At 68.5% G+C, this 23,585-nt stretch carries 28 protein-coding genes and 1 pseudogene; 10 read left to right on the top strand and 19 right to left on the bottom strand.

All coding sequences use genetic code 11. The annotated features are described in order from the left end of the window. Position 1: 1 nt before the first annotated feature. Entirely contained in the window at positions 2 to 988 is a 987-nt protein-coding gene (locus QYL93_RS15285; protein ID WP_305744433.1) for a YafY family protein, read from the bottom strand. Between the two features lie 120 nt (positions 989 to 1,108). Here QYL93_RS15285 and QYL93_RS15280 point away from each other — a divergent pair, with 120 nt between their 5' ends. From QYL93_RS15280 to QYL93_RS15270, 3 genes and pseudogenes are all read left to right on the top strand, one after another. Continuing rightward, positions 1,109 to 1,843, top strand: a complete 735-nt coding sequence (locus tag QYL93_RS15280; protein WP_305744432.1) for an NIPSNAP family protein — start codon at positions 1,109 to 1,111, stop codon at positions 1,841 to 1,843. Positions 1,844 to 1,867: 24 nt separating this feature from the next. Further along, a complete protein-coding gene (locus QYL93_RS15275; RefSeq protein WP_305744431.1) occupies positions 1,868 to 2,452 on the top strand; it encodes a hypothetical protein in 585 nt (194 codons plus the stop codon). Further along, positions 2,452 to 2,538, top strand: a pseudogene (locus QYL93_RS15270) (3-ketoacyl-ACP reductase); the annotation flags it as partial. The gene QYL93_RS15275 and the pseudogene QYL93_RS15270, both read left to right, overlap by 1 nt. Positions 2,539 to 2,643: 105 nt before the next feature. Here the strand turns inward: QYL93_RS15270 and QYL93_RS15265 are convergent. After that, on the bottom strand, positions 2,644 to 3,528 hold the full coding sequence (locus QYL93_RS15265) for an oxidoreductase (RefSeq protein ID WP_305744430.1): 885 nt from the start codon (positions 3,526 to 3,528) through the stop codon (positions 2,644 to 2,646). Between the two features lie 140 nt (positions 3,529 to 3,668). On the opposite strand from QYL93_RS15265, the gene QYL93_RS15260 reads away from it, so the two are divergent. Then, on the top strand, positions 3,669 to 4,643 hold the full coding sequence (locus QYL93_RS15260) for a LysR family transcriptional regulator (RefSeq protein ID WP_305744429.1): 975 nt from the start codon (positions 3,669 to 3,671) through the stop codon (positions 4,641 to 4,643). Between the two features lie 149 nt (positions 4,644 to 4,792). Continuing rightward, positions 4,793 to 5,302 (top strand): SRPBCC family protein, encoded by a 510-nt coding sequence (locus QYL93_RS15255; RefSeq protein ID WP_305744428.1) that lies wholly within the window; start codon positions 4,793 to 4,795, stop codon positions 5,300 to 5,302. Between the two features lie 13 nt (positions 5,303 to 5,315). Here the strand turns inward: QYL93_RS15255 and QYL93_RS15250 are convergent, their stop codons facing one another. Continuing rightward, positions 5,316 to 6,188 (bottom strand): hypothetical protein, encoded by an 873-nt coding sequence (locus QYL93_RS15250; RefSeq protein WP_305744427.1) that lies wholly within the window; start codon positions 6,186 to 6,188, stop codon positions 5,316 to 5,318. 158 nt (positions 6,189 to 6,346) lie between these two features. Further along, positions 6,347 to 7,132, bottom strand: coding sequence for an SDR family oxidoreductase (locus tag QYL93_RS15245; RefSeq protein ID WP_305744426.1), 786 nt, complete (start codon positions 7,130 to 7,132; stop codon positions 6,347 to 6,349). Positions 7,133 to 7,257: 125 nt separating this feature from the next. Here QYL93_RS15245 and QYL93_RS15240 point away from each other — a divergent pair, with 125 nt between their 5' ends. Then, on the top strand, positions 7,258 to 8,181 hold the full coding sequence (locus QYL93_RS15240) for a LysR family transcriptional regulator (protein WP_305744425.1): 924 nt from the start codon (positions 7,258 to 7,260) through the stop codon (positions 8,179 to 8,181). A 73-nt stretch (positions 8,182 to 8,254) separates the two neighbouring features. Here the strand turns inward: QYL93_RS15240 and QYL93_RS15235 are convergent, their stop codons facing one another. After that, positions 8,255 to 8,827: a DUF1439 domain-containing protein gene (locus tag QYL93_RS15235; RefSeq protein ID WP_305744424.1), complete on the bottom strand. Its 573-nt coding sequence runs from the start codon at positions 8,825 to 8,827 to the stop codon at positions 8,255 to 8,257. Positions 8,828 to 8,878: 51 nt separating this feature from the next. Here QYL93_RS15235 and QYL93_RS15230 point away from each other — a divergent pair, with 51 nt between their 5' ends. Both QYL93_RS15230 and QYL93_RS15225 read left to right on the top strand, forming a co-directional pair. Then, positions 8,879 to 9,763, top strand: coding sequence for an AraC family transcriptional regulator (locus QYL93_RS15230; RefSeq protein WP_305744423.1), 885 nt, complete (start codon positions 8,879 to 8,881; stop codon positions 9,761 to 9,763). Between the two features lie 70 nt (positions 9,764 to 9,833). After that, positions 9,834 to 10,742, top strand: coding sequence for a DMT family transporter (locus QYL93_RS15225; RefSeq protein ID WP_305744422.1), 909 nt, complete (start codon positions 9,834 to 9,836; stop codon positions 10,740 to 10,742). A 10-nt stretch (positions 10,743 to 10,752) separates the two neighbouring features. On the opposite strand, the gene QYL93_RS15220 is transcribed toward QYL93_RS15225, so the two are convergent. From QYL93_RS15220 to QYL93_RS15210, 3 genes are all read right to left on the bottom strand, one after another. After that, a complete protein-coding gene (locus QYL93_RS15220; protein WP_057200676.1) occupies positions 10,753 to 11,004 on the bottom strand; it encodes a hypothetical protein in 252 nt (83 codons plus the stop codon). Positions 11,005 to 11,073: 69 nt separating this feature from the next. Next, a complete protein-coding gene (locus QYL93_RS15215) occupies positions 11,074 to 11,577 on the bottom strand; it encodes a GNAT family N-acetyltransferase (protein ID WP_305744421.1) in 504 nt (167 codons plus the stop codon). Between the two features lie 54 nt (positions 11,578 to 11,631). Further along, on the bottom strand, positions 11,632 to 12,510 hold the full coding sequence (locus QYL93_RS15210; protein WP_179682989.1) for a PA4780 family RIO1-like protein kinase: 879 nt from the start codon (positions 12,508 to 12,510) through the stop codon (positions 11,632 to 11,634). Between the two features lie 153 nt (positions 12,511 to 12,663). On the opposite strand from QYL93_RS15210, the gene QYL93_RS15205 reads away from it, so the two are divergent. After that, entirely contained in the window at positions 12,664 to 13,497 is an 834-nt protein-coding gene (locus tag QYL93_RS15205; protein ID WP_305744420.1) for a hypothetical protein, read from the top strand. An 11-nt stretch (positions 13,498 to 13,508) separates the two neighbouring features. On the opposite strand, the gene QYL93_RS15200 is transcribed toward QYL93_RS15205, so the two are convergent. After that, positions 13,509 to 14,255, bottom strand: coding sequence for a tRNA-uridine aminocarboxypropyltransferase (locus tag QYL93_RS15200; protein ID WP_305744419.1), 747 nt, complete (start codon positions 14,253 to 14,255; stop codon positions 13,509 to 13,511). An 8-nt stretch (positions 14,256 to 14,263) separates the two neighbouring features. After that, positions 14,264 to 14,899 carry a trans-aconitate 2-methyltransferase gene (locus tag QYL93_RS15195; protein ID WP_305744418.1) on the bottom strand — a complete coding sequence of 212 codons (636 nt, stop codon included), beginning with the start codon at positions 14,897 to 14,899 and terminating at the stop codon, positions 14,264 to 14,266. Positions 14,900 to 15,028: 129 nt separating this feature from the next. Between QYL93_RS15195 and QYL93_RS15190 the strand changes: the two genes are divergently transcribed. Continuing rightward, positions 15,029 to 15,535 (top strand): hypothetical protein, encoded by a 507-nt coding sequence (locus QYL93_RS15190; protein ID WP_305744417.1) that lies wholly within the window; start codon positions 15,029 to 15,031, stop codon positions 15,533 to 15,535. 18 nt (positions 15,536 to 15,553) lie between these two features. On the opposite strand, the gene QYL93_RS15185 is transcribed toward QYL93_RS15190, so the two are convergent. From QYL93_RS15185 to QYL93_RS15145, 9 genes are all read right to left on the bottom strand, one after another. Then, a complete protein-coding gene (locus QYL93_RS15185; RefSeq protein ID WP_305744416.1) occupies positions 15,554 to 16,129 on the bottom strand; it encodes a hypothetical protein in 576 nt (191 codons plus the stop codon). Between the two features lie 118 nt (positions 16,130 to 16,247). Further along, complete coding sequence (locus tag QYL93_RS15180; RefSeq protein ID WP_305744415.1) at positions 16,248 to 17,000, bottom strand: tyrosine-protein phosphatase; 753 nt, start codon at positions 16,998 to 17,000, stop codon at positions 16,248 to 16,250. A gap of 118 nt (positions 17,001 to 17,118) precedes the next feature. Further along, the gene (locus QYL93_RS15175) at positions 17,119 to 18,120 is read right to left on the bottom strand and encodes a succinylglutamate desuccinylase/aspartoacylase family protein (RefSeq protein WP_305744414.1); all 1,002 of its coding nucleotides are present in this window, start codon (positions 18,118 to 18,120) and stop codon (positions 17,119 to 17,121) included. 5 nt (positions 18,121 to 18,125) lie between these two features. After that, positions 18,126 to 19,124, bottom strand: coding sequence for a tripartite tricarboxylate transporter substrate binding protein (locus tag QYL93_RS15170; RefSeq protein WP_305744413.1), 999 nt, complete (start codon positions 19,122 to 19,124; stop codon positions 18,126 to 18,128). Positions 19,125 to 19,232: 108 nt separating this feature from the next. Beyond that, positions 19,233 to 20,129 (bottom strand): LysR family transcriptional regulator, encoded by an 897-nt coding sequence (locus QYL93_RS15165; RefSeq protein ID WP_305744412.1) that lies wholly within the window; start codon positions 20,127 to 20,129, stop codon positions 19,233 to 19,235. A gap of 64 nt (positions 20,130 to 20,193) precedes the next feature. Then, positions 20,194 to 21,018 (bottom strand): orotidine-5'-phosphate decarboxylase, encoded by an 825-nt coding sequence (gene pyrF / locus QYL93_RS15160; protein ID WP_305744411.1) that lies wholly within the window; start codon positions 21,016 to 21,018, stop codon positions 20,194 to 20,196. Positions 21,019 to 21,153: 135 nt separating this feature from the next. Next, entirely contained in the window at positions 21,154 to 22,350 is a 1,197-nt protein-coding gene (locus tag QYL93_RS15155; protein ID WP_305744410.1) for a phosphoglycerate kinase, read from the bottom strand. A gap of 85 nt (positions 22,351 to 22,435) precedes the next feature. Then, a complete protein-coding gene (locus QYL93_RS15150; protein ID WP_305744409.1) occupies positions 22,436 to 22,771 on the bottom strand; it encodes an AzlD domain-containing protein in 336 nt (111 codons plus the stop codon). Beyond that, a complete protein-coding gene (locus tag QYL93_RS15145) occupies positions 22,768 to 23,532 on the bottom strand; it encodes an AzlC family ABC transporter permease (protein WP_305744538.1) in 765 nt (254 codons plus the stop codon). The genes QYL93_RS15150 and QYL93_RS15145 overlap by 4 nt, the downstream gene beginning before the upstream one ends. Positions 23,533 to 23,585 lie beyond the last annotated feature (53 nt).

Here is a 23,585-nt window from a genome sequence, read left to right as displayed (position 1 = left end):
CTCAGCGCAGGCCGTAGAGCCCCGCCGTGGCTTCGATGCGCTCCACCAGGGCGCGCCGCAGCGCGGCCGGGCGCAGCACCTCGACCTCCGGCGACTGGCGCATCAACTGGCCGCAGGCGTGGGCCACCGATTCGATGGGAATCGTGAGCGCCACCCGCCCGTCCTTGCGGCGCGAGGGCGAGGCGGCGGCCACCGCGCGCGCAACGGCACTGCTCAGTGCGGCAAGGCCCTTGAGCCCTGCCGGCGTGGCCAGCAGTTCGGCCTCGCCGGTGTACAGGCCCGATTCGAAGCGGCGGATGGACTCGCCCCAATACCTGGGCAGGTCAAAGCGCGCCGGTCGCCGCACAGGCGCGGTGAGCGCCGCCGCCGCGCGGATGTTGGACACGCGGTAGGTGCGCGGCCCGCCATCCGCCGAGGCCTTGCCCACGGGCAGTGCCACCAGGTACCAGACGCCGGCCTTGAGCACCAGGCCCAGCGGCCCCACGGCGCGCTCCACCGTGTCGGCCCAACTCTCGTAGCGCAGGGCCAGTTGCTGGCCGCTCCAGACGGCGGCAGCGACGGTGGCCAGGTGGGGTGTAGGCTCGCTCTCGCGGTACCAGTCCACCGGGTCGAGGTGCAGGCGGTCGCTCACGCGCTGGGCGTCTTCGCGCCAGGGTGCAGGCAGCGCGGCCAGCAGCTTCAGGCGCGCACCCTCCACGTCGTCGCCCAGCCCCAGGTCGCCGGCCGGGCCGGGCAGGCCGCTGAGGAACACGGCCTGTGCCTCAGATGGCGTCAGCCCCGTGAGCGTGGTCTTCCAGCCCGGCAGCAGCGCAAAGCCGCCGTGGCGCCCGCGCTCAGCAAAGATGGGAACGCCTGCCGCCGTGAGCTGGTCCACGTCGCGGTACAGCGTGCGCACCGAGATCTCCAGCGCATCGGCAAGCGCCTGCGCGCTCATGCGCCCCCGGGTTTCGAGCAGCATCTGGATGGACAACAGGCGGCTGGCGCGCATGGCGGCGATGAAAAGAATGCAGAGGTGTGCAGTATGCAGTGAATACCTGCCATGCCTTGGCAGGTATTGCGCCGCAGACTGCGGACTTCTCTCTTTTCGCTTGACCCAAGGAAACCCCGCATGCCCACCACCCCCTCGATTGCCGACTGCGCCACCGTCGAACTGCGCCAGTACACCCTGCACCCCGGCCAGCGCGACGTGCTGATCGACCTGTTCGACCGCGAGTTCCTCGAAAGCCAGGAGCGCGAAGGCATGCGCGTGATCGGCCAGTTCCGCGACCTGGACCGGCCGGACCTGTTCGCCTGGTTGCGCGGCTTTGCCGACATGGCCGCGCGCCAGCGGGCGCTCGAAGCGTTCTACAGCGGCCCCGTGTGGGCCGCGCACTGCCATGCAGCCAACGCCACCATGGTCGATTCGGACAACGTGCTGCTGCTGCGTCCCGCATGGCCGGGCGCTGCGGCAGACCTGCCAGCCGAGCGTGCCGCTCCCGGCGCAAGCGGCCCTGCCCCGGGCCTGCTCGATGCCACCGTGTTCTACCTCAAGGAGCCGGCAACGCCCGCGCTGCTGGACCACTGCCGCGAGCGCATGGACCCCACGCTGCGCGCGGGTGGTGTGCGCCATACCGCTTGGTATTCCAGTGAAGCGAGCCCCAACACCTTTCCCCGCCTGCCGGTGCGCGAGGGCGAGCATGTGCTGCTGGGCCTGGCGCTGTTCAGCGATGCGGCAGCGTTCGATGCCTTTGCGCAGGGAGGTACCTGGCAGCGCGAGGTGGCGCCGGGCCTGGCCCCCTGGCTGGCGCGTGCGCCCGAAACCCATCGGCTGCAGCCCACGGCGCGTTCGGCCCTGCACGCATGACGCACACCCATCCCGGAGACACCCATGCCGATCACCCCGCCCACTGGCGATGCCCATGATTTCGACTTCCTGATGGGCCCCTGGCGCATCCGCAACACCCGCCTCGTGCAGCGGCTCGCTGGTTGCACCGACTGGGAGACCTTCGACGCCGCGGACACTGCACGGCCCCTGTCCGGCGGCATCGGCAACTGCGATGACTTCATCCCCGAAAGCTGGAATGCCGGCTACGTCGGCATGGCCTTGCGACTGTTCAACCCTCAGGCGCGGCGCTGGAGCATCTACTGGCTCGACAACGTGACGGGTGGCCTGGACACGGCCACCGGCCTGTTGAAACCACCTGTGGTGGGAGGCTTCGCAGGCACCGATCAGGGCCTGTTCGTCGGCGATGACATCTTCGAGGGCCGCCCGGTATGCGTGCAGTTCCGGTGGAGCAAGAACCTGGAGACCCACGCGCCGCGCTGGGAACAGGCCTTCTCCGACGATGGCGGGCAGACCTGGGAGACGAACTGGACCATGGAGTTCTCGCGTCCCCCCCGCCTGAACCACTGGCACGCTGGCAGGGTCAGCGCGCCTTCTGCATCACCTCGGCCAGCCAGTCCATGCCCCTGATCCTTGCCAAGGCGCTGCGCGGCAGCAACATCACCGTGAATGCCGGCGCCCCCGGCCCCACGGCCACCGCCCTGTTCCTGGACGGCGGGAGGGGGACGCCCCCAGTGCGGCGGGGCGGCCCTTGCACGGGGGCACTTGCCTTGGCCGCGCCAGTTCCACACGCTGCCGACGGCAAGTAACTATGTATGGGTTCAGGCTGCGGCTTGCACCGGGAAGTCCGTGGAGGCTGCCAGGTCACGCCAGGCGGCCGTCTCCTTCTCCACGAAGGCGTGCTTGTCGGCAATGCTCTGCAATGTGTCGGTGCCCAGTGGCAGGCGCAGCGGGGGCGTGGGGCTGGCCACCAGCTGCATCACGGCCTGGGCCAGGCGCACGGGGTCGCCGGGCTGGTTCAGGTTGATGCGGCGGGCCGCCTCGCGGACCGCACCGGCGCTCTCTGCGTAGTCCTCCAGCACCAGCGGGGACACCGACAGCGAAGCCGTGTCGAGGAACTCGGTGCGAAAGTAGCCCGGCTCCACCACCGTGGCATGGATGCCCAGTGGCGCCAGTTCGGCGTGCAGCGCCTCGGTGAGGCCTTCCACGGCGAACTTGGTCGAGCAGTACACGCCGAAGCCTGCTGAAGAGCGCACCCCGCCCAGCGACGAGATGTTGATCACGTGGCCAGCGCGGCGCGCGCGCATGGCGGGCAGCACGGCGCGCGTCACGTTCAGCAGGCCGAACACATTGGTCTCGTACAGGCGGCGCACCTCGTCGGCGGTAGCCTCCTCCACCGCCCCCAGCAGGCCGTAGCCCGCGTTGTTGACCAGCACGTCGATGCGGCCGAAGCGCTCCAGCGCCGCGCCGACGGCGTGGCGGGCCTGCGCCTCGTCGGTCACATCGAGCGCCAGGGGCAGCAGCGCATCGCTGGAGCCCAGGCGCTCTGTGACGGAGTCGGCGGAGCGCGAGGTGGCCACCACGGCATCGCCCTGGGCCAGTGCAGCCTCGGCAATGCGGGCGCCGATGCCGCGCGAGGCGCCGGTGACCAGCCAGATGCGGGGAAAGGAAGAAGAGGAGGAAGAGGAAGACGTGTGTGCGGTCATGGCAGTAGTCCTTGAAAAGATGGAATTTCGGGGTTCTGGCAGGCGCCGTGCGTTGCCATGGGGATGAACTTTAGGCACACCATTGCCATCGCACTAGCCCATAATCATTGACTTCATTCGCAAGCAATACTTGTCAATAAATGGCCATCAACGAACTGCGCGCCATCGCCACCTTTGCCAAGGCGGCCGAGCTGGGCAGCCTGCGCCAGGCGGCTTCGGCCCAGGGCATCACGCCGCAGGCGGCCAGCCTTGCGCTGGGGCAGCTCGAATCGCACCTGGGCGTGCGGCTGTTCCACCGCACCACGCGCAGCCTGAGCCTGACCGAAGAGGGGCGCCAGTTCCTCGAAGCGGCGCAGCCCGGGCTGGCCACGCTGCAGCGGGCCGTGCACGGCGCCCGGCGCGGGCGCGAGGAGATTGCCGGGCCGCTGCGCATCACTGCGCCGCGCTCCATGATGCTGGAAGTGATCTGGCCCGTGCTCGACGAATTCGTGCGCCGCTACCCGCTGGTGGAACCCGATGTGCAGCTCGACGACCGCATCGGCAACTGGGTGGAGGACCGGGTGGACGTGGGTTTTCGCTCCGGCTACCCGCCCGAGGGCGGGGTGATCGCCCGGCGCCTGCTGTGGCTGCAGCTGGTGGTGTGCGCCACGCCGGCTTACCTGGCGCGCCATGGCACGCCCACGCGCATCGAAGACCTGGCGCAGCACCGATGCAGCGGCTTTCGCCACCCGACCACGGGCAAGCCCATGCCCTGGGAGTTCCGCGTGGGCGAGGACATCGTCGCCCACGCCATTCCACCCGCCTTCTGCGCCAACGACATCGAGCTGGAGGCGCGCGCCGTGCTGGGTGGACATGCCATCGGCCAGTTGGTGGGTGCCACGGCCGCCCCGCTGGTGCGCAGCGGGCAACTGGTGCCGGTGCTCACCGACTTCGTCCCGCAGCACCTGGGCCTGTACGTGTACTACGGCAGCCGCGCGGCGCAGCCGGCGCGGGTGCGCGCCTTCATCGACCTGGCGGTGGAAATGCTGGCCGACAACCCGGTGTTCAGCCTGAGCGCGCAGGAACTGGCCGCAACAGCCCGGAAACCCCGGCGGCGACAACAACCTGCCACCTGAACCGGCGTTGCACACGGTTCTTTCGCTGCGGGAAGGGGCAATTGTTCACGGTTTGGCAAACAGTCCGTTGTGAAAAACGGTATTTATCGTTTCGGGCTTCCACAATATATTCGGTTCACTCCCCCCAGGCACGAACCGGACAACGCCCCATGACCACCTTTGCCGCCACGGTCCAGACGCAGATCAAGGCCTCGCCCGCGCAGGCGTTCGGTCACATCGCGCCCATCGACCCCACCACGCTGTTCACCGGCTACGGCCCCCTGCCAGCGGTGACGGGCACGCGCGACCAGACGGGTGCCTGGGATGCGCCGGGGCAGACGCGCACAGTGGCCATGTCCGATGGCAGCAGCGCGCAGGAGGGGCTCAAGCACTACCGCCCGGCCCAGTATTTCGCCTACACCGTGAGCGGCTTCACGGGCGTGCTGCGCTGGCTGGCGACGGGGGCGGACGGCGCCTGGTGGTTCGACCCGCAGGCCGGCGGCACGCAGACCACGGTGCGCTGGCGCCATGCCTTCCATGCCCGCTCGAAGTGGGCCGCACCGGTGCTGTGGCTGCTGGCCAGCGTGCTGTGGCGCGGCTACATGCGCAAGGCGCTGCACCTGGCCAAGGCGCAGATCGAGACCGCGCCCCGGCCCCCCGTGGGAGCACTGTCGGCCTGACCAGCCGGGCCTGTCAGTTGGCCTTGGCTTCGAAGAAGGGCTTGCCCTGAACGGCTGACGGGCTGACGGTGAAGGTCTTCACCGGCTCCAGGCCCTTGTTCTGGCCTGGCTTCAACGGACGCGTGACACCGGGCTTCAATGCAGGATCGATGCAGCCACTGCGCACCGCCTTGAGCACCTCGGGGTTCAAGGGCCGGCGCTGGCCCAGGCGGCTGCCGGACAGGAACAGCATCTGGCCCTTGAGCTCGGCCCGCTGGTCCATGAGGGGCATGGCCTGCAGTTCGTCGAAACCTACGCGCACTGAGTTGCCGCTCTCCAGCCGGTACTGCACCACTTTCACGAACGCAGGCTTGCCGGGGCTCTCTTGCACCAGGTCACCCAGGTAGAAATAGCGCACCGACTCGGCCGGCATGGCGGGCAGCTTGTAGCTTTCGGACCAGTTGCTGTTGCCCTCGGTGAACAGGGGGCGCAGCGTGGTGGGAACCTTGTCGTCCGCCGACACAGCGAACACCGGCGCGCGGGCATTGGACAGCGTGTAGCCATGGAAGTCGAACTCCACCATGGCGCCCTGCGCCTCCACCTTGCTGGAGAACGCGGGGAACAGGGTCTGCTCCTGCCGTACCTGTTGCAGCCGGATACCGCCGCCCTCCGCCTTCCAGCGGCCTGCGGCCAGCAGGTCCAGCGCGCCGCCTGTGAAGGCAAAGCAGTAGGTGTTGTCGTCCAGCAGCGCCAACTGGGCCACGGTGTCCACCGAACCGCCGCGGTACTCGCCCACGTAGCCGGACTCGGCGGGTGTGACGGCATGGGTGGCGAAAGCGGCCATCAGGGCGGCCGACACCACTGCGGTGGTACGCGCAGGGCGCAAGGGGCGAAGGAGGTGGTGCACGGGAAGGTCCCAGGTGGAATGGTGGGCCACTATATAGGCCCGGGCGCCTGCGCCGCAACACCACAGCCGCGCCAGGAAGACCACGGCCGAAAAAGCTGCGCGGCCCAGGCCAATACCCCCTCAGAGGGAAATCGCCAAGCGTCTCGGACGGCGCCTGTTCACGCGGCGAACCCGCCATCGATCAGCAGGCTGGCGCCGGTGACCATGCCGGCTTCAGGCCCGGCCAGATAGGCCACCATGCCAGCGATCTCGGCCGGGTCGGCGTGGCGGTTGACCGCCATCATGCCGTGCATGTCGCCGGCCATGGGGCCGTCAGCGGGGTTCATGTCGGTGTTCACCGGGCCGGGCTGCACGTTGTTCACGGTGATGCCGCGCGGACCCAGGTCGCGCGCCAGGCCCTTGGTGAGCCCGACGATGGCGGCCTTGCTCATGCCGTACACGCTGAAGCCGGCCCAAGGCAGGCGATCGGAGTTGGTGCTGCCGATGGTGATGACGCGGCCATAGGCACCGCCCTGGCCCATGTGGCGCACGGCGGCCTGGGTGGCCACGAACACGCCGCGCACGTTGACGGCGAGGGTGCGGTCCAGGTCTTCCAGCGTGACGCTGCCGACCTCGCCCATCACCGCCACACCGGCGTTGTTCACCAGGATGTCCAGGCGGCCCAGTTCACGTGCGGCGCCATCGATGGCAGCCGTGAGGACCGCCGCATCGGCGCTGTCCGCCTGCAGGGCCAGCGCGCGGCCGCCGGCAGCCTCGATCTCGGCAGCCAGGGCCTTGGCGGGTGCTCCGTTGCTGGTGTAGGTGAAAGCGACGGCAGCGCCATCACGCGCCAGGCGCCGCACGATGGCGGCACCGATGCCGCGCGAACCGCCGGTGACGAAGGCGGCCTTGCCAGCCAGGGCGCCGGTGGTGGAAACAGGGGAGACAGAAGAAGCGACAGACATGGTGAAACTCCGGTAAGTGGACCAGTGAATGCACTGGCAACACCTGCAGTGTCTGAGAACCATTGCGTTACCAGTAGCCATGAATGGGCTGTACCGATTTCAACTGACAGTTGAAAATACCAGGCATGCAACCGCTCAGCCACCTCGAGTCCTTCGTCAAGTCCGCCGAGTCCGGCAGCTTCTCGGCCGCTGCCCGGCTCATGGGCCTGACCCCTGCGGCCGTGAGCAAGAACGTGGCGCGGCTGGAGGCCAAGCTCTCCGTGCGCCTGTTCCAGCGCAGCACGCGGCGCCTGGTGCTGACCGAGGGCGGCCTGCGCCTGCTGCAGCAGATCAGCACGCCGCTGGCCACCCTGGCAGACGCCGTGGAGCACGCGGCCGAGACAGACCGCCAGCCTGCGGGCACGCTCAAGGTCAGCATGGGCCAGGCCTTCGGCCGTGCCTACCTAGTGCCGCTGCTCGGCGAGTTCCTCGCGCGCTACCCGGCCATCCAGCCCGACTGGCGCTTCGAGAACCGCCAGGTGGACCTGATCGGCGAGGGCTTCGATGCCGGCATCGGCGGCGGGCTGAACCTGAACCCCGGCATGGTGGCGCGCACGCTGGGCACCATCCACATCGTGGCCGTGGCGTCACGCGCGCAGTTGCAGGGCCGCAAGGCACCGCGCCATCCCTCCGACCTGGCGCAGTGGGACGGCATTGCGCGCCGCTCGATCCAGACCGGGCGCATCCCCGTCACCACGCTGCGCAACAAGGCGGGCGACGCGGCTGCGGCCGAGCTGCGCCCACGCATCGTCTTCGACGACCCCGAGGCCATGTGCCAGGCCGCGCTCATGGGCCTGGGCGTGGCCCTGCTGCCCATGCCCTTTGCCCAGCCCTGGCTGGCCAGCGGTGACCTGGTGCGGCTGCTGCCGGGCTGGTGGTCGGATGCGGGGCCCACCTCGCTGTACTACCCGGACAAGAAGCTGCTGCCCGCGCGCACGCGGGTGTTCGTCGAATTCATCATCGAGCAGTTCAGCTTGCGCGGGTTTGCGCAGCGGGTGCGGGGGGATTGACCTCCCGCGAGGGTCCGGCGCCAAGCTGTTGCTGGCAGGCGCTGCTCTGCGCAGGGCGGCAAGCCCTGGGCGGTTACGGCACCGGCTTGTTCACGAACGCGATGGACAAGCCCCTCGGCGTGACGCTAATGGCCCCAGGCTGCATCCCCAGGCCGTCAAGCACGCCCAGGTCTTGCGGGCGCAGCCGGTGCAGCACCACCTCGCGCAGCGACTGCTCGGCCAGGGCCGGGCCATAGCTGTTGAGCATGGCCACCACCTCCGGCCGCAAGCTGGGGAAATCCAGCCGCCCCACGCGCAATTGGTGGGCACGCAGGCTGCGGTCGCTGGCTTCGTAGCGCAGGGCGAACTCCACCTCCAGGGTGCCGCCATGGCTGCGCCGCAGCGCAGGGCCCGCGGCCTTCAGCGCGAATGCGGCGCCCAGGCGATTGCTCTCGGGAAGCAGCGACAGGCGTGGCACCTGCACATCCACGTCCACCAGGCCCGCCATGGGATAGCGCAGCGGAAAGCGCTGCGCCACCGCCTCCTGCAATTGCTCGGCAGAGACGGTGTACGCCGGCTGGGCCTGGGCGCCGCGGACGGTCACCAGCACAAGGCCGCCAAGTGCGCCATGGCGCGCCCCTGCGGCAAGAAAGGATCGGCGATGCATTCGTTGGCTCCTTGGGGGTGTGGCAGTGCAGCGGTTGGCAATAATGGCCAGATGAAACCCGCAGCGCCCGCCCATACATGCCAGGTTTTCGGCTCGCCCTGGGAAGGTGTGTACAGCACGCACATCGAAAGTTCCCGCCACTATGGCAGGCATTGGCATGCCGTCTATGGCCTGGGGTTGCTCGACGATGGGGCACAAAGCTCGGCCAGCGGACGCGGCCCGGTGGATGCCTATGCAGGCGATTTGATCACCACCAACCCCGGCGAGGTGCACGACGGCCAGCCGCTGGGCGGCCCATCGCGCCGCTGGCGCATGGTCTACCTGGAGCCCCAGGTGCTGCACGCCATGGCCGGCGACCTGGCCACGGCGCCGCCCCAGGGGCTGGCCCTGGCCCGCCCGGTGATCCAGCACGATACGGCGCTGCGCGACGCCCTGCACCAGTTGCTGCAGCGGCTGGCGCACGGCGGTACCACGCCGCAGCACAGCACGGGCGTGGCCGCCCTGGCTTGCGAGGAAGCCCTGGTGCACACCTGTGCCCTGTTGCTGTGCCGCCATGCCACTGCGCAGCGCCTGCATGCAGCCGGCGCCGACGTTTCGGCCGAGGTGCGCCGCGTGCGCGACTGCCTGGCGGATACTTCGCAGGCACCGCCGACGCTCACCCAACTGGCCGCCATGGTGGGCCTGGGCAAGTACCAGTTGCTGCGCCGCTTCACCCAGGCCTATGGCCTGCCGCCCCATGCCTGGCTGCTGCAGCAGCGCGCCGAGCGTGCCCGCAGCCTGGTGCTGCGCGGCGCCAGACTGGCTGATGCCGCAGCCGATTGCGGCTTTGCCGACCAGAGCCACATGACGCGCATCTTTGCGCGGCAGTTCGGCTTCACGCCCGGGGCCTGGCAGCAGGCCATGGCGGGAAAGCCACGCCGGCCGCTGCCGCAATAACGTTCAAGACCCTTCGCGCACGGGAATCCACACTGCCTGCAGTTTGACAACACGGGCAAGGCGGTATGCGATGGGAATCTCGGAATCATGGAAAGGCCAGCTGCTGTGCAGCCTGGCCATGGTGCTGGTGGGCAGCACGGTGGTGGTCAGCAAGGTCATCGCACAGGACATCGAGCCATTTGCAGCCACCGTGCTGCGCCATGCCCTGGCCCTGCCGGTGTTCCTGGCGCTGATGCGCTGGCACGGCCAGCGGCTGCCACGCGTGGGCCGGCGCGATGCGCTGCTGCTCACCGTGCAGGCGGCGGCGGGCAGCGTGGGCTACTCGGTGCTGCTGATCCTCGGGGTGTCACTTGCCAGCGCCGCGGATGCAGGCATCGTGGCGGGCACGCTGCCTGCGGCGGCCGCCCTGTTTTCGGCACTGCTGCTGGGCGAGCGGCCGGGCCTCAGGCTGGTGCTGTCCATTGCGCTGGCCACCGCCGGGGTGATGGCCGTGGCCCTGGCGCCTGAGAGCGCGCCCCCAGGAGGCGCCAGCACCCGGCTGGCGGGCATTGCCCTGGTGCTGGCGGCCGTGGCCTGCGAGGCGGTGTTCATCCTGGCCAACAAGCGGTTGTCGCAGCCCATTGCGGCGCTGGCCCTGTCCACGCTGATGTCGGCGGGAGGGTTGCTGCTCTCGGCCCTGTCGGCATGGTTGGTGGCACAGGCATCGCCCTCCACCTTCACGGTACCTGCGCTGGCCGGGGTTCTGTACTACGCCTGGGTGCCCACCGTGGGCGGCTTTCTGCTGTGGTACGCGGGCAGCGCCCGCACCAGTGGTGTGCGCGCATCGCTGGCTACCGTGTGGCTGCCGGTAGCGGCGCTGCTGCTGTCGGTGGTGTTCCTCGGTGAATCCATACGCAGCTGGCAGTGGCTGGGCCTGGGCTGCGTGGTGGCGGCCCTGCTGCTGGCCTCGCTGCCTGCGGCGCCGGGGCCCGGGGATTGAAGACGCGCGCTCAGCGCCCTACAACGGACCAGCCTGCATGCAGGTTGGTCTTGTCGTTCTCATACTCCCAGGCGGTGCCGCAGCGGTCGCACTGGTAGCGGGTGAACGTGACCTGGCCATGGTCGCGGTCTTCCTTGCGGTTGCCGCGCTGCACCAGCTCGGCGTGGCCGGGGGCGCGGCGCCAGTTGCGCTGGATGCCCTTGCAGGAATCGCACAGCTCCATGGGCTTGAGTTCGGTCTGCCGTTCGTGGGGTTTGTTCATGGGAAAGCCTTGCCGTTCTTGGAATGGGGGGTGGTAGAAAAGTGGGGCACCGGGGCAGGGCCAACCCCGCTATTGTCCCACCGCACCGGCGCCTTGCAGCATCTTGGCCATGCGCGCATTGGCCAGAACCACGCCACGGCGCTCCACCTGCTGGCGCATTTCCACCGCAAAACCACATTGTGCGAAGAACGGCTCGGCCGTGAGGCTCACGTCGGCCCACAGGCACGCAATGCCGCGCAACGCTGCCTGGGCGTGGATGTGGGCCATCAGTGCACGCGCCACGCCCTGGCCCGCATGGGCCGGGGCAACGAAGAAATGATCGATGTAGCCCGTAGCCTGCAGGTCGGAGAAACCGGCGATGTCCGTGCCCTTGTCCGATGCCGCTTCCGCGACGAAGGGCTGGTTGGCCTGAAGCCGTGCGGTCCACTGCTCCAGGTCGTACGCCATCGGCGCCCAGGCATCACGCTGCTCCTGGGAATACTGCCCGCCGGTCAGTCCATGCACGGCGGCATGGAACAGGGCACGCAATCCAGGTGCGTCGCCCGGGCGGAAGTGGCGGATGTGGACGGGCATGGCGGCGAGGGCTGGCAAATGGCAGGGGGCGCCGATTGTGCCCGAGGCCGTTTCCTAAGTCGGTGTCGCCATGCGCAGGCGGCGCGCCGTTTCTTCTGCGCGAGCGTCCTCGATCTCGCGCAGCACGCCCTGCATGTCCACATCGGTGTGCTCTGGCGCATAGATGCCGGTGAGCGGCGTCTCGTTGGTCAGCAGCCCGCTCTGGTACAGGCTCCAGATCTCGGGCCCGTACTGGGTGGCGAGCAGCTCGGGCGCGAACTGGCCGAAGAAGTCGCGCAGGTTGGCCACGTCGCGCATCAGCATGCGCGGCGCATGGTTGTTGCCGGCCGCGTCCACGGCCTGCGGCAGGTCGATGATGACCGGGCCGTCCGTGCCTTCCTCGCCATCGGCACCGGGCAGGTGCGCCAGCAGGATGTTGAACTCCGACAGATCCCCATGCACCACGCCCGCGCAAAGCATGCGCACGACCTCGGCGATCAGCGTGGCGTGGTGCGCGCGGGCCTGCTCGGGCGTGAAGGCCACGTCGTTCAGGCGCGGGGCCGCATCGCCGTGGGCGTCGGTCACCAACTCCATGAGCAGCACGCCGTCGTGGAAGTTGTAGGGCTGCGGCACGCGCACCCCGGCAGCGGCCAGGCGGTACAGGGCATCCACCTCGGCGCTCTGCCAGGCGGCCTCCTGCTCCTGGCGGCCGAACTTGCTGCCCTTGGCCATGGCGCGGGCCGAGCGCGAGTTCTTCACCTTGCGGTTCTCGGTGTAGTCCACCGCCTGGCGGAAGCTGCGGTTGTTGGCCTCCTTGTAGATCTTGGCGCAGCGCGTGTCGTCGCCGCTGCGCACCACGAAGACCATGGCCTCCTTGCCGCTCATGAGCTGGCGGACCACGGTGTCGATCAGGCCTTCCTCGATGAGGGACTGGAGTCTGGGGGGTGCTTTCATCGGGCCTGTGCTGAAAATGGGATACCGCCCCATTGTCGCCGGGCAGGCAACAGCCCTTGCTCCCGCCGTCCCAACGGCCCCTCGGAGCGGCCTGGCCGTGCACGACAATCGCTGCACACCGCCCACCGCCAGACACCTCCAGGACACCACGCCGTGCACCATTTCGCGATCCCCGTTTTCACCCCGGCATGGCAGGGCGCTGTGCTCGCAGGCCTGTCGGCATTGGCCTTGGCATCGCATGCGGCACCGGGCTTCCGGGAGGGGGCGTATGCCCAAGCGCCCGGCACTGCGGCAGTCTGCGTCAGCCGCAAGCAGATGGACAAGCTCTCGGCCCCGACCTGGAAGCTGGCGATGAAGGAACGCGGCATGGACTGCACCGTCACCGAATCGGCGAAACCCATGGTGGGCCACGAGACCTGGAAAGCCGCGTGCACGGACCCGCGCAGCAAGGACGCCCGGCACCTGTACCAGTTCACCGTGCATGCCAACAGCGAGCAGATCGTCATCGACAGCCGGATGGCAGACGCTGCAGGTGACCTGAAGATGAAGAACGCGTTTCTGGGCACCTACCAGGGCGCCTGCACGGCCAGCAACCCGCCGCTGGACGAATGGGCGTACCTCGATGGCACCTACGGCCTGGGAACCCCTGCACAGGCCGATGGCGCGCGCAAGGCGGTGGCCATCGAGCTGATCCGCTGCGGCAATGTGTTCAACGGGCTGTCGCTCACGGTGGCCAAAGGCAAGCAGGAGGGCATGCGCACCGCCGCCGCGGCCATGCTCGAAGCTGCCGTGGAGCTGTACCCCGCAGAAGGCAGCTTCCATAGGGACGAGCTCAAGAAGTCGGCCCCCCTCGTCTCGGCCGAACTTGTCGGATCCTCGGCAGAAAAGAAGTTTGCGCAGTACCAGTCGTGCAGCGCCTACCTGCAGCCCGACGGCATTGCCCAGTCGGTCAAGGAGCGCAGCGCCGCTGCAGGCGCCACGAAGTAAAGGCTGGCGAGTCAGGACCGCGCTGGAAGGCGCAGCGTGTCCAGGCGCTGGTGCAACTCGTCGCCCAGGTCCACGGGCAACTGGTGCTTGGACTGCAGGTAGTGGTTGGTGTACACGTCGAGGTAGGCCTCGAGCGTCTGCGCCGCGTGGGTCTCACCCGCCAGCTCCATGCACAGCGCGGCCACTTCGGAAGTGCAGAAATGGTCCTCGCGCGTGGAGCGGCGCAGGCGGTAGCGCGAGAGCTGCTCGGGTGCGAGGCTCAGCACCGGAAACGCATCGATGTACGGGCTCTTGCGGAACATCTTGCGCGCCTCGGGCCAGGTGGCGTCGAGCAGGATGAACAGCGGGCGCCTGCCGCCCTGCACCGGCTCCACCGCCGTCACCACGCGCTCGGGCGCCACGAACTCGCCAGGGAACACCACGCAGGGCTGCCACTGCGGATCGGCCAGCAGGGTGAGCAACTCCGGGTCCACTTCGGTACGCGCCCAGCCGAAGGCCCAGGTGTCGGCCACCACGTCGGCGATGAGCCAGCCGGTATTGCTGGGCTTGAGCGGTTCAATGTCGGCCATCAGCAGGCACACGCCCGGCCGCGTCGTCTGCAGCGGACGCAGGGCACACAGGCAGTGGCTGGGCACCAGGCGGCAGCCCGTGCAGCGCTCGCCGCGCGGTCCACCCCGGGCCAGAAAAGGCTTGGCCGCACGCGCCAGGCGCGCCGAACGCAGGCGCGACACGGCGTGCGGCAGCGCCGGCACGGGCATGGCAGCCGTCACTGGCCCCCCGCGTGCTCAAGCGCAAACAGCGGCAGCTCGGTCTTGGGGCTCAGCCACACACCGCCACCCAGCTCGGTGAAGCCTTCGGCCAGCGTGCGGCGGTACAGCTGCGCAGGGTGGCGGAACATGCGCGGGTCGGTCAGGGTCTCGTCCACGATGTCCTGCTCCCAATCTTCGCGCGTGACGGCCTCCACGTACAGGGCGCCGCGGCTGAGCCGGGCCAGGTTGCGCAGGGCCGTCTGCACGTCGCCCTCGTTCAGATAGGGCAGCACGCCCTGGCAGATCACCAGGTCGTAGGGCGTGCGCGCCTTGTAGTCGACCACCGAACCCTGCTCCCAGCCAAAGCGGCCGCACAGGTACTCGCTGAATTCCACGCCGTGAAAAGTCGCTTGCGGAAAATGCCGTGCGACCAGGTCGCGCCACAGTCCGATGCCGCAGCCCACGTCCAGCACGCGTTTCACCGGCACGCGCAGGTACTGCAGGTAGCTGCAGACGAAGGTACCGAGCCGCTCGGTGTGCGCCGGGTCCACCACACTGGTCTTCTTGTTGAAGTAAAAGCGCTCGTAGTAGGCCGCATCGAAACCATCGGCGTCGGCGCTCTGGCCTGCACTGCTTGCAGATGTCACTGCCATTCCTTGTTCCTTGGCGGAGGAACCGCCTTGCGCTGGAGTATCGCCGAGCGTGGCCACCCGCCGTGGTTCGCACCCCCTGCGCCACGGCACAATGGGACACAGCCCTTCACGGACCACGCCTGACCCCCGATGCACCTGATCCATTGCCGCTCCCAGCACCTGCCCATTGCGAGGCACTGCACGCTCTTGTTGCTGGTGTGGTCGCTGATGCTGCTGGCCGCCTGCTCCAGGCCACCGCCTGCGAACGCGGCCCATGCCTTCTCGTGCGAGGACGCACGCCAGCTGCGGGTCTGGCGCGCCCGCATCGGAGACAATTTCGCGGCCGTGGAACACCTGACCAGCACACACGATCCCGAGGCTGCGGACCCTCTGGCCACCGTGCGCCGGATGCGCGACCTGCATCTGCAGTTGCGCCAGTATTTCCTGACCGAACCCATGCCCGACTGCATGCAGCACGCCGTGCGCATCTACGTGGACGGACTGGAGCCCCTGGAGCGCAGTGGCGACCGGGACAAGGACCTGCTGACCTCGATGCGCAACGTGAGCACCACGGTGGACCGCTTCACCGAAGCGGTGAGGGCGGCAAAGCCGCAATGGGCCCAGGAGGCACAGAGAGCGGCGTCCATGCCGCGCTGACCCGGGGCCTGTTGCAGGCTACTTGCCCGGGGAGGCCGTCCAGACGGGATTGAGCAGGCGTTCCAGCCGCGCGTAGGAGGCTTCGAGCCGCACCAGCGCCTGGTCGATAAGCTCGTTGGTCATGGTGATCTTGGTGCCGTTGGTCTCCACGGGCTTGCCCTTGGAAACCGCCACCAGCGAATCGCGGAACTCCTTGTCCCGGGCCAGCACGGAGTCGGTGGCCAGGTTGCGCATGCGCATCATCTCCAGGCGCGTCTTGAGGGCCGACTCGTAGCTCTTGTCCACCACCGGCTTGCGCTGCTTGATGCTGGCCTTGTAGCTCACCACGGTGGCGCGCTCGAGCTCGATGTTGTTCTTGAGCGCAAAGGCCACGCGCTCCATGGCGCTGCGGCTCACTGCTGCTTCGGGGTCCTGGAGACCGGACCAGAATTCACGGTGCACCTCTTCGGTCAGCACGGCACCGTCCTTGAACATGGACATGATCACGGTCTGGCGCTCGGCGTCGGTCTGCGCCGCCATGGCCACCGGAGACAGGGCGGCAAACGACAGGGCAAGGACCAGGCCGGCACGCAGGCATTGCTTGCGAAAATTCATTCGGAGATTCTTTCGAGAGTCGGTCAGCGAGAAAGTCGTGCACTATGCCACCGCTGCAGTGGCTGCGAGCGCGACTCAAGTATCCGCGTGTAACGAACTCCCGCGCAGCCGATGGCCCTCACGCAGCAGGCTGCAGGTACTGCCCAACCAGTTGCCGCTGAGCCGCAGCATCCACCCCGAGCACGTCCACCAGGTAGGTCTGCACGCCGCCATAGTCCTGGTCCACCATGTGCAGCGCAGCGTCGAGAAATTCCTCCTGCACACGCCACAGCACGGCCAGCACCTCCTCGGGCGCGTGGCTGCCCATGCCGGCGGGGCGGCGGTAGAGGTTGTTGGTGAGCAGGTAGTCCTGCATCACAGTCTCGCGCGGCACGCCCAGGGCCATCAGGATGAGGGCGGCGGCAAAGCCGGTGCGGTCCTTGCCGGCGGTGCAGTGGAACACCGTGGGTGCGTCGCTGGCCAGCAGCAGGCGGAACAGCTCGGCAAAGCGCGGTGCGTTCTCGTGCACGAAGCCGCGGTAGGTGTCCTGCATGAGGACCACCGCGTCCTGCGCGGTGAGCGCACGGCCGGTGGCCTGCAGCTCCAGCGCGCGCTGCACCACGGTGGGCTCGATCACCAGCGGGTGGTAGGCCACGCCGGGGATCGCATACGCATACGCCGCTCCCTCGGCCTTGCCGCGAAAGTCGATGGCGCGGGTCACGCCCAACTCGGCCAGCAGGGCCTGGTCCGCAGGGGTCAGGCCGGCCAGATGGTCGGAGCGGAAGATACGGCGCCATTTCACGGTCCGGCCATCCTGCCCGGTGTAGCCGCCCAGGTCGCGGAAGTTGGTGGCGCCGGCCATGGGAAGAGAACGGGCGGGGTCTTGTTGCATGGCAGGTCGGACAGGAAGGACTGGGGATGGTGTCCGAGCTTATACGACACCCAGGCCCCTTGCCTGTCGCGCAGGCAGTAGCCCTGCGGCCCAGGACCACGGCCTGAGAGGGCGGCCTTTAAAGTGCGCAGCGGCTCGCGTAGCGCACCACCGTCACGCCCGCGCGCGCCTGGCGCACCGAGGGCATCACCAGCACGCAATCGTCGTACGGCGTGGTGACAGGCACACCATCGTTGTCGCCGATCACCGTGCCGGCCTTCTCGATCACCTCTAGACCCGTGTAGGGCTCCACGAAGCGGAAGGCGCTGCTGGTGGCCACCACCGGCCCGGTGACTTCGAGCGCCCACTGGCGCGGCGCATCGGGCAGGCGCCAGCCGGGCAGTTGCCGTGCCAGCGCATCGGCATCGAGCACACCCGACTGTTCGAAAAAGCGCACGCACTGGTCCTGCGCCACGGCGCGGCTCGCAGGGTCGCCATGGAAGCCGCATTCGATGAGCAGCGAGCGGGTGTCGCCGCCCTGGCCTTCTCCCGTCCCGTCGGCCAGGCCGAAGCGCCCGTAGTCGCGCATGCGCACGCCATCCTTGTGGCCGGCATCGACCACGATGTGCTCGGGCGAGCGCATGGCACGCGCCAGTTGCAGGTTGCGCGGCTGTATGCCGGTGAGCAGGAGCGGCGCCGAAGGCTCGTGCATGGAATGGATGTCCAGCAGCCAGTCGGCCTGGGCCACGAAGGGCCGCAGGGCCGCAGCCCGGCGGCGCTCGATGGTGTCACCAGCGTCGATGCGCTCGTCGAGCCATTGGCGGTTGAGGTCTTCGTCGGTGAAGCGCGAGGCGTCGTGGCTCAGCGGGTCGAAGCGGTCGAAGGCTTCGAGGTTGCAGAATGCCAGCGTGAGCTTTCCGCGCACGGGGCGCAGCCCCGCTTCCAGCAGGCCCTTGAGGGCCCAGGCGCCGCACAGCTCGTTGCCGTGCACCAGGGCGCTGACCATCACGTGGCGGCCGCTCAGGCCCGAATCGAAGTGCCAGACGCCTTCGGTACCGGTGTTGCCCGCGCGCCAGGCGCTGATGTCGGGCGCAGGCAGCGCGAAGACCAGGGGCTGCGGGGATGTCGTCACTGCAGTCATGCCCATCATTCCTCGATCTTGGCGAACTCGACGATCTTCTTGTACTTGGCCACCTCGGCCGCCAGGTACTGGTCCATGTTCACCGTGGTGGCGGCCACGGTGGAGCCGCTGGCCTCCAGCTTCTTGCGGAAGTCGGGCGACTGCAGCGTGTCGTTGAGTGCCTTCTTGATCTTGTCGAACACGGGCTTGGGCAGGTTGGCCGGGCCCAGCAACGCGAACCACACGCCGATGTCCACGTTCTTGAACTGCGGCGATTCGGCCAGGGCCGGGATGTCAGGGGTGGTGGACGAGCGCTTGGCCTCGGTGGTGCCCAGCGCGATGACCTTGCCGCTCTTGATGTGGGGCAGGCCACTGGAGAGCACGAAGACCCCGAACTCGAGGTTGTTGCCCAGCAGGTCGTTGGTCAGCGGCGCCACGCCACGGTAGGGGATGTGCGTCATGAACAGCTTGCCCTGCTCCTTGACCATCTCGCCGGCCAGGTGCAGCGAGGTGCCCACGCCCGAGCTGCCATAGCTGAACTTGCCAGGGTTCTTGGCGACCTTCTGCGTGAACTCGGCCAGGTTCTTCACGCCCGCGCCGGGCGACGCCACCAGCACCAGGGGCTGCGAGGCGACGAGGCCGATGGCCGTGAAGTCCTTGACGTCGTACTTGACCTTCTTGGTCACCAGCTTGTTGATGGCGATCTCGTTGCTGGCACCGACCAGCAGGGTGTAGCCGTCGGGCGCGGCATTGGCCACCTTCTGCGCGCCGATGGCACCGCCCGCGCCGCCGATGTTCTCGATCACGACGGGCACGCCAAGCTTCAGGCCCAGCTCCTGCGCCACGGCACGCCCCGTGAGGTCGGTGCTGCCGCCGGGCGGATAGCCCACGACGATGGTGATGGGCTTGGAGGGGTAGGCGTCCTGCGCCAGGGCGGGCACGGCGGCAAAGCAGGAGGCCAGGGCGCACAGCAGTGCGGTGCGGCGCACGAAACGGGCGGGGGTTTTCACAGTGGGACTCCTCATCGGGTGGGGGTTTGGGCTCGGTATGTAAGTCATTGTGAGAATGCAGCCCTGTCACGATGGTGCCGATATGGCACTAGACCGTGCCGTTTTGGCTTTCGCCAGTCTTGCTCAACGCTGGGCAAATGCCTGCCAGAACGCCTCAGCCAGCGGTGTCAGGCGGCGCTTGGGCCGGTACAGGCGCACATCGAAACGCACCTCCATGCGCGCATCGCCCGCCAGCGCAAGGCGCTGGGCCTTGCAGTCCGCATGCACCAGGGACCATGGCAGCCAGGCCACACCGACCCCGCGCAGCGCGTACTCGTACAAGGCATCGGGCGAGTCGCACTCCACCACGCGCTGCAGCCGGGGCGCATGGGGGTGGTTGGCCAGGTGATCCTCCACGAGCCGGCCCAGCGCAAGCTGGGGCGCATAGGCCAGGTAGGCCGTGGCCGGGCCTTCTGTGCCGAAGCGGTGCTGCGGCTGGCCCTGGGTGGTGGCGCGCGACACGGGCACGAGCCGGTCGCTGGCCACCGTCACGTGGCTGAACTGCCGGGCATCAAGCCGCACGGCCAGGGCGGTGTGGTGGTAGACCAGAGAGAAGTCGGCCTCGCTGCGTTCGAGCTGGGCCACTGTTTCGGCCAGGGAGCCGGTGCGGATGCACAGCTCGCTGGCGTGCAATGCGCGTGGCAGCCGCACCAGCCAGTCGGCCAGCAGGGTGCGCGCCAGGGTGCGGCCCGTGACGATGGTCACGGTGCGCGCCGTGCGCCCGGCCATGCTCTGCATTTCTTCATGCGACTGGGCCAGACTGCGGGCCATCTGCCCGGCCGTCTCCAGGAAGCGCTTGCCGGCGACCGTCAGCGTCACCGGGCCACCGCCCTTTTCCACCAGGGGCGTGCCAGCCCATTCCTCCAGCGCACGGATGCGCCGACCGAAGGCGGGGTGGGTGACATGCCGCAACTCGGCCGCGCGCGTGAAGCTGCGCTCCTGCGCGAGCACGATGAAATCCTCCAGCCACTTCAGTTGCATCGAGGGCTCCTTGCCGTGAACGCTGCGCGCGTGGGCGCACGGGCCTGCCGCGCGCCGGGGGTCATCAGCCCCGGGCCGCTTCCAGCACGGCCCGGGTGCGCACGGCTTCGGCGCGGGCGGCACTGGCAAAATCCTCGCCGCCCGAGGCGTAGAGGATGGAGCGCGACGAATTCACGATGATCGGCCCGCCCTCGCGCAGGCCGGCACGCACGGTTGCCACCGCGTCGCCACCCTGGGCACCGACGCCCGGGATCAGCAGCGGCAGCGTGGGCGCTATGGCGCGCACGCGCTCGATCTCCTGCGGATAGGTGGCACCCACCACCAGGCCGAGCTGGCCGTTGCGGTTCCACGGGCCCTGGGCCAGGCGCGCCACGTGCTCGTACAGCAGGGGCTGGCCTTCCACGCTGGCCAGGCGCTGGATCTGCAGGTCGTCCCCCCCGGGGTTGGAGGTGCGGCACAGCAGGAAGGCGCCCTTGCCGTGGTAGGCCAGGTAGGGCTCGATGGAATCGAAGCCCATGAAGGGCGACAGCGTGACCGCGTCGGCACCGTAGCGCTCGAACGCCTCCTTGGCGTACTGCTCGGCCGTGGAGCCGATGTCGCCGCGCTTGGCGTCCAGAATGACCGGGATATGCGGCGCGTTGGCACGCATGTGCTGCATCAGGCGTTCGAGCTGGTCTTCTGCCCCGTGGGCGGCAAAGTAGGCGATCTGGGGCTTGAAGGCGCAGGCCAGGTCGGCCGTGGCATCGACGATGGCGGCGCAGAAATCGTAGATCTTGCGCGCATCGCCCTTGAGCGCGGCGGGAAAGCGGGTGGGCTCGGGGTCCAGGCCCACGCACAGCATGGTGTTGTTCTGTGCGGATGCGTCGCGCAGCATGTCTAGAAAGGTCATGGGGCCCGATTTTAGGCGGCCGGGCCCGGTGAAGGGCAGGCCAGGGTGCCCGGATGCCTGCGTGCCCGCCGCCCAGGCGCAAAAAAGGCCGTCGAAACGGCCTTTATCAGTGCACGATAAGTGCAACCAGATTCATTAATTTGTAACTGCGCGTTTTTCCAATATCTCGAAAGCCGGCAGCGTTTTGCCTTCCAGCACCTCCAGAAACGCGCCCCCGCCGGTAGAGATATAGCCCACCTGCTTCTCGATACCGTATTTGGCGATGGCGGCCAGAGTATCTCCACCCCCGGCGATGCTGAATGCTGGCGATTCGGCAATGGCAGCGGCAATCGCGCGCGTGCCATTTTCGAAGGCAGCGAACTCGAACACCCCCACCGGGCCGTTCCAGACGATGGTGCCGGCCGACCTGAGTTTTTCGGCCAGGCGGGCGGCCGTTTCGGGTCCGATGTCCAGGATCAGGTCGTCGGCAGCGACGTCGGCGGCCGCCTTGACCGTGGCGGGAGCATCGGCGGAGAAGGCCGTGGCTGTGACCACGTCGGTGGGGATCGGCACGTCGGCGCCACGGGCCTTCATCGCAGCCATGACGGCGCGGGCTTCTTCCACCAGGTCGGGTTCGGCCAGGCTCTTGCCGATGGGCAGACCCGCGGCCAGCATGAAGGTGTTGGCGATGCCGCCGCCCACGATGAGCTGGTCCACCTTGTCGGCCAGGGCCTTGAGGATGGTGAGCTTGCTCGACACCTTGGAGCCGGCCACGATAGCCACCAGCGGGCGCTGGGGCTGGGCCAGGGCCTTGGTCAGCGCGTCGATCTCGGCCGACAGCAGCGGGCCGGCGCAGGCGATGGGCGCGAACTGGGCAATGCCGTAGGTGGTGCCCTCGGCGCGGTGGGCGGTGCCAAAGGCGTCGTTCACGAAGATGTCGCACAGGGCGGCCATCTTGCGCGCCAACTCTTCCTTGTTCTTTTTCTCGCCCACGTTGAGGCGGCAGTTCTCCAGCAGCACGATCTGGCCGGGGGCCACGGTGACACCGTCGACCCAGTTGGACACCAGGGGCACCTCGCGGCCGAGCAGTTCGCCCAGGCGCGCGGCCACAGGGGCCAGGGTGTCCTCGGGCTTGAACTCGCCTTCGGTGGGGCGGCCCAGGTGGCTGGTGACCATCACGGCAGCGCCTGCGTCCAGGGCCATCTGGATGCAGGGGATGGAGGCGCGGATGCGCGTGTCTTCGGTGATGGCGCCACTGTCGTCCTGCGGCACGTTCAGGTCGGCACGGATGAAGACGCGCTGGCCTTGGGCCTTGCCCTGGGCGCACAGATCGGAAAAGCGGAGGATGTTCATGGGAAAAGGATTCCTGGATGGGGGCACTGAGATCAGGGCCGCCATTTTAGGCGGGCGGCCCATCCGCCCCTGCCGCCTCCCTGGCCTACCAGCCCCAGCCGATGTGCAGCGGCAGGTACACCACCATGCCCACCACGATGGTGCCCAGGATGCCGCGCTTCCAGAAATAGTAGGCACTCGCCAGCAGCACCGCCGGCAGGCGTGCGTCCTGGAAGGTGTCGAGCAACTCCCCATGGGTCATGAGGATCTCGGGCGCGATCACGGCCGTGAGCGCGGCCAGCGGCGCGTACTTGAGGCCGCGCTTGAGCCAGTCGGGCAGGGGTAGCTCGCGCTCGGGAATCATGAAGAAGGCGCGCGACACCACGGTGATGGCGGCCAGCCCGATGATGGCGATGGTGATCTCGATCCAGTGGCCGCTCATGGGTGGCGCTCCTCGCGCAGGGGCACCACATCGCCATCCTTCATGTGCTGGCGCTCCTCGGGTGGCATCACGCTGTTGGCGGGCACCAGCAGCATCTCGGGGTGGCGGTCCTTGCGGCGCCGGTCCACCGCCTCCATCATCAGGCCCACGGCCACCGCAGCCGCAATGGCCACCAGGATGTTGAGCTTGAGCGGCAATGCAAAGGCGGCCACCGCGGCCGTAGCCGCCACGCCGGTGGCCAACCAGGTGGCGCGGTCGAACAGCAGCGACAGCAGCACGCCCAGCAGCGCCAGCACACCCGCAAAGCCCAGGCCCCAGGACAGCGGAACGGCATTGGCCAGCAGGATGCCGGCGATGGAAGGCACCTGCCAGGCGATCCAGTTGGTGGTGGCCGCCCCCCAGAAGTAAGGCATCTGCTCGGGCTGGGGCCTGGGCTCGGGAAAGCGCTTCATGAAGGCCACGTTGATCACGTCGCCGCTGAAGTAGCCAATGGCCAGGCGCTCGCGCAGGGGCCGGTGGGCAAAGTAGCTGCGCCACATGCTGCTGAAGATGACGAAGCGCAGGTTCACGCACGAGGCGGTGAGCCAGATCACCCACAGCGGCGCCCCCACGGTGAGCAGCGGGATCACGGCCAGCTGGGCGCTGCCCGCATAGACCACCAGCGACATGAACAGCGCCAGCGACACGGACATGCCGCTCTTGACCATGGCCACGCCGGTCACCAGGCCCCAGGCTGCAATGCCCAGCGAGGTGCCCGCCATGTCCACGGCGGCCAGGCGAAAATGGGGGTCGCGGACCGTGCGGGAGACCTTCT

The sequence above is a fragment of the Acidovorax sp. A1169 genome, from assembly GCF_030704685.1.
Lineage (GTDB): Bacteria > Pseudomonadota > Gammaproteobacteria > Burkholderiales > Burkholderiaceae_C > Acidovorax.
This window is presented reverse-complemented; position numbering and strand designations above follow the sequence as displayed.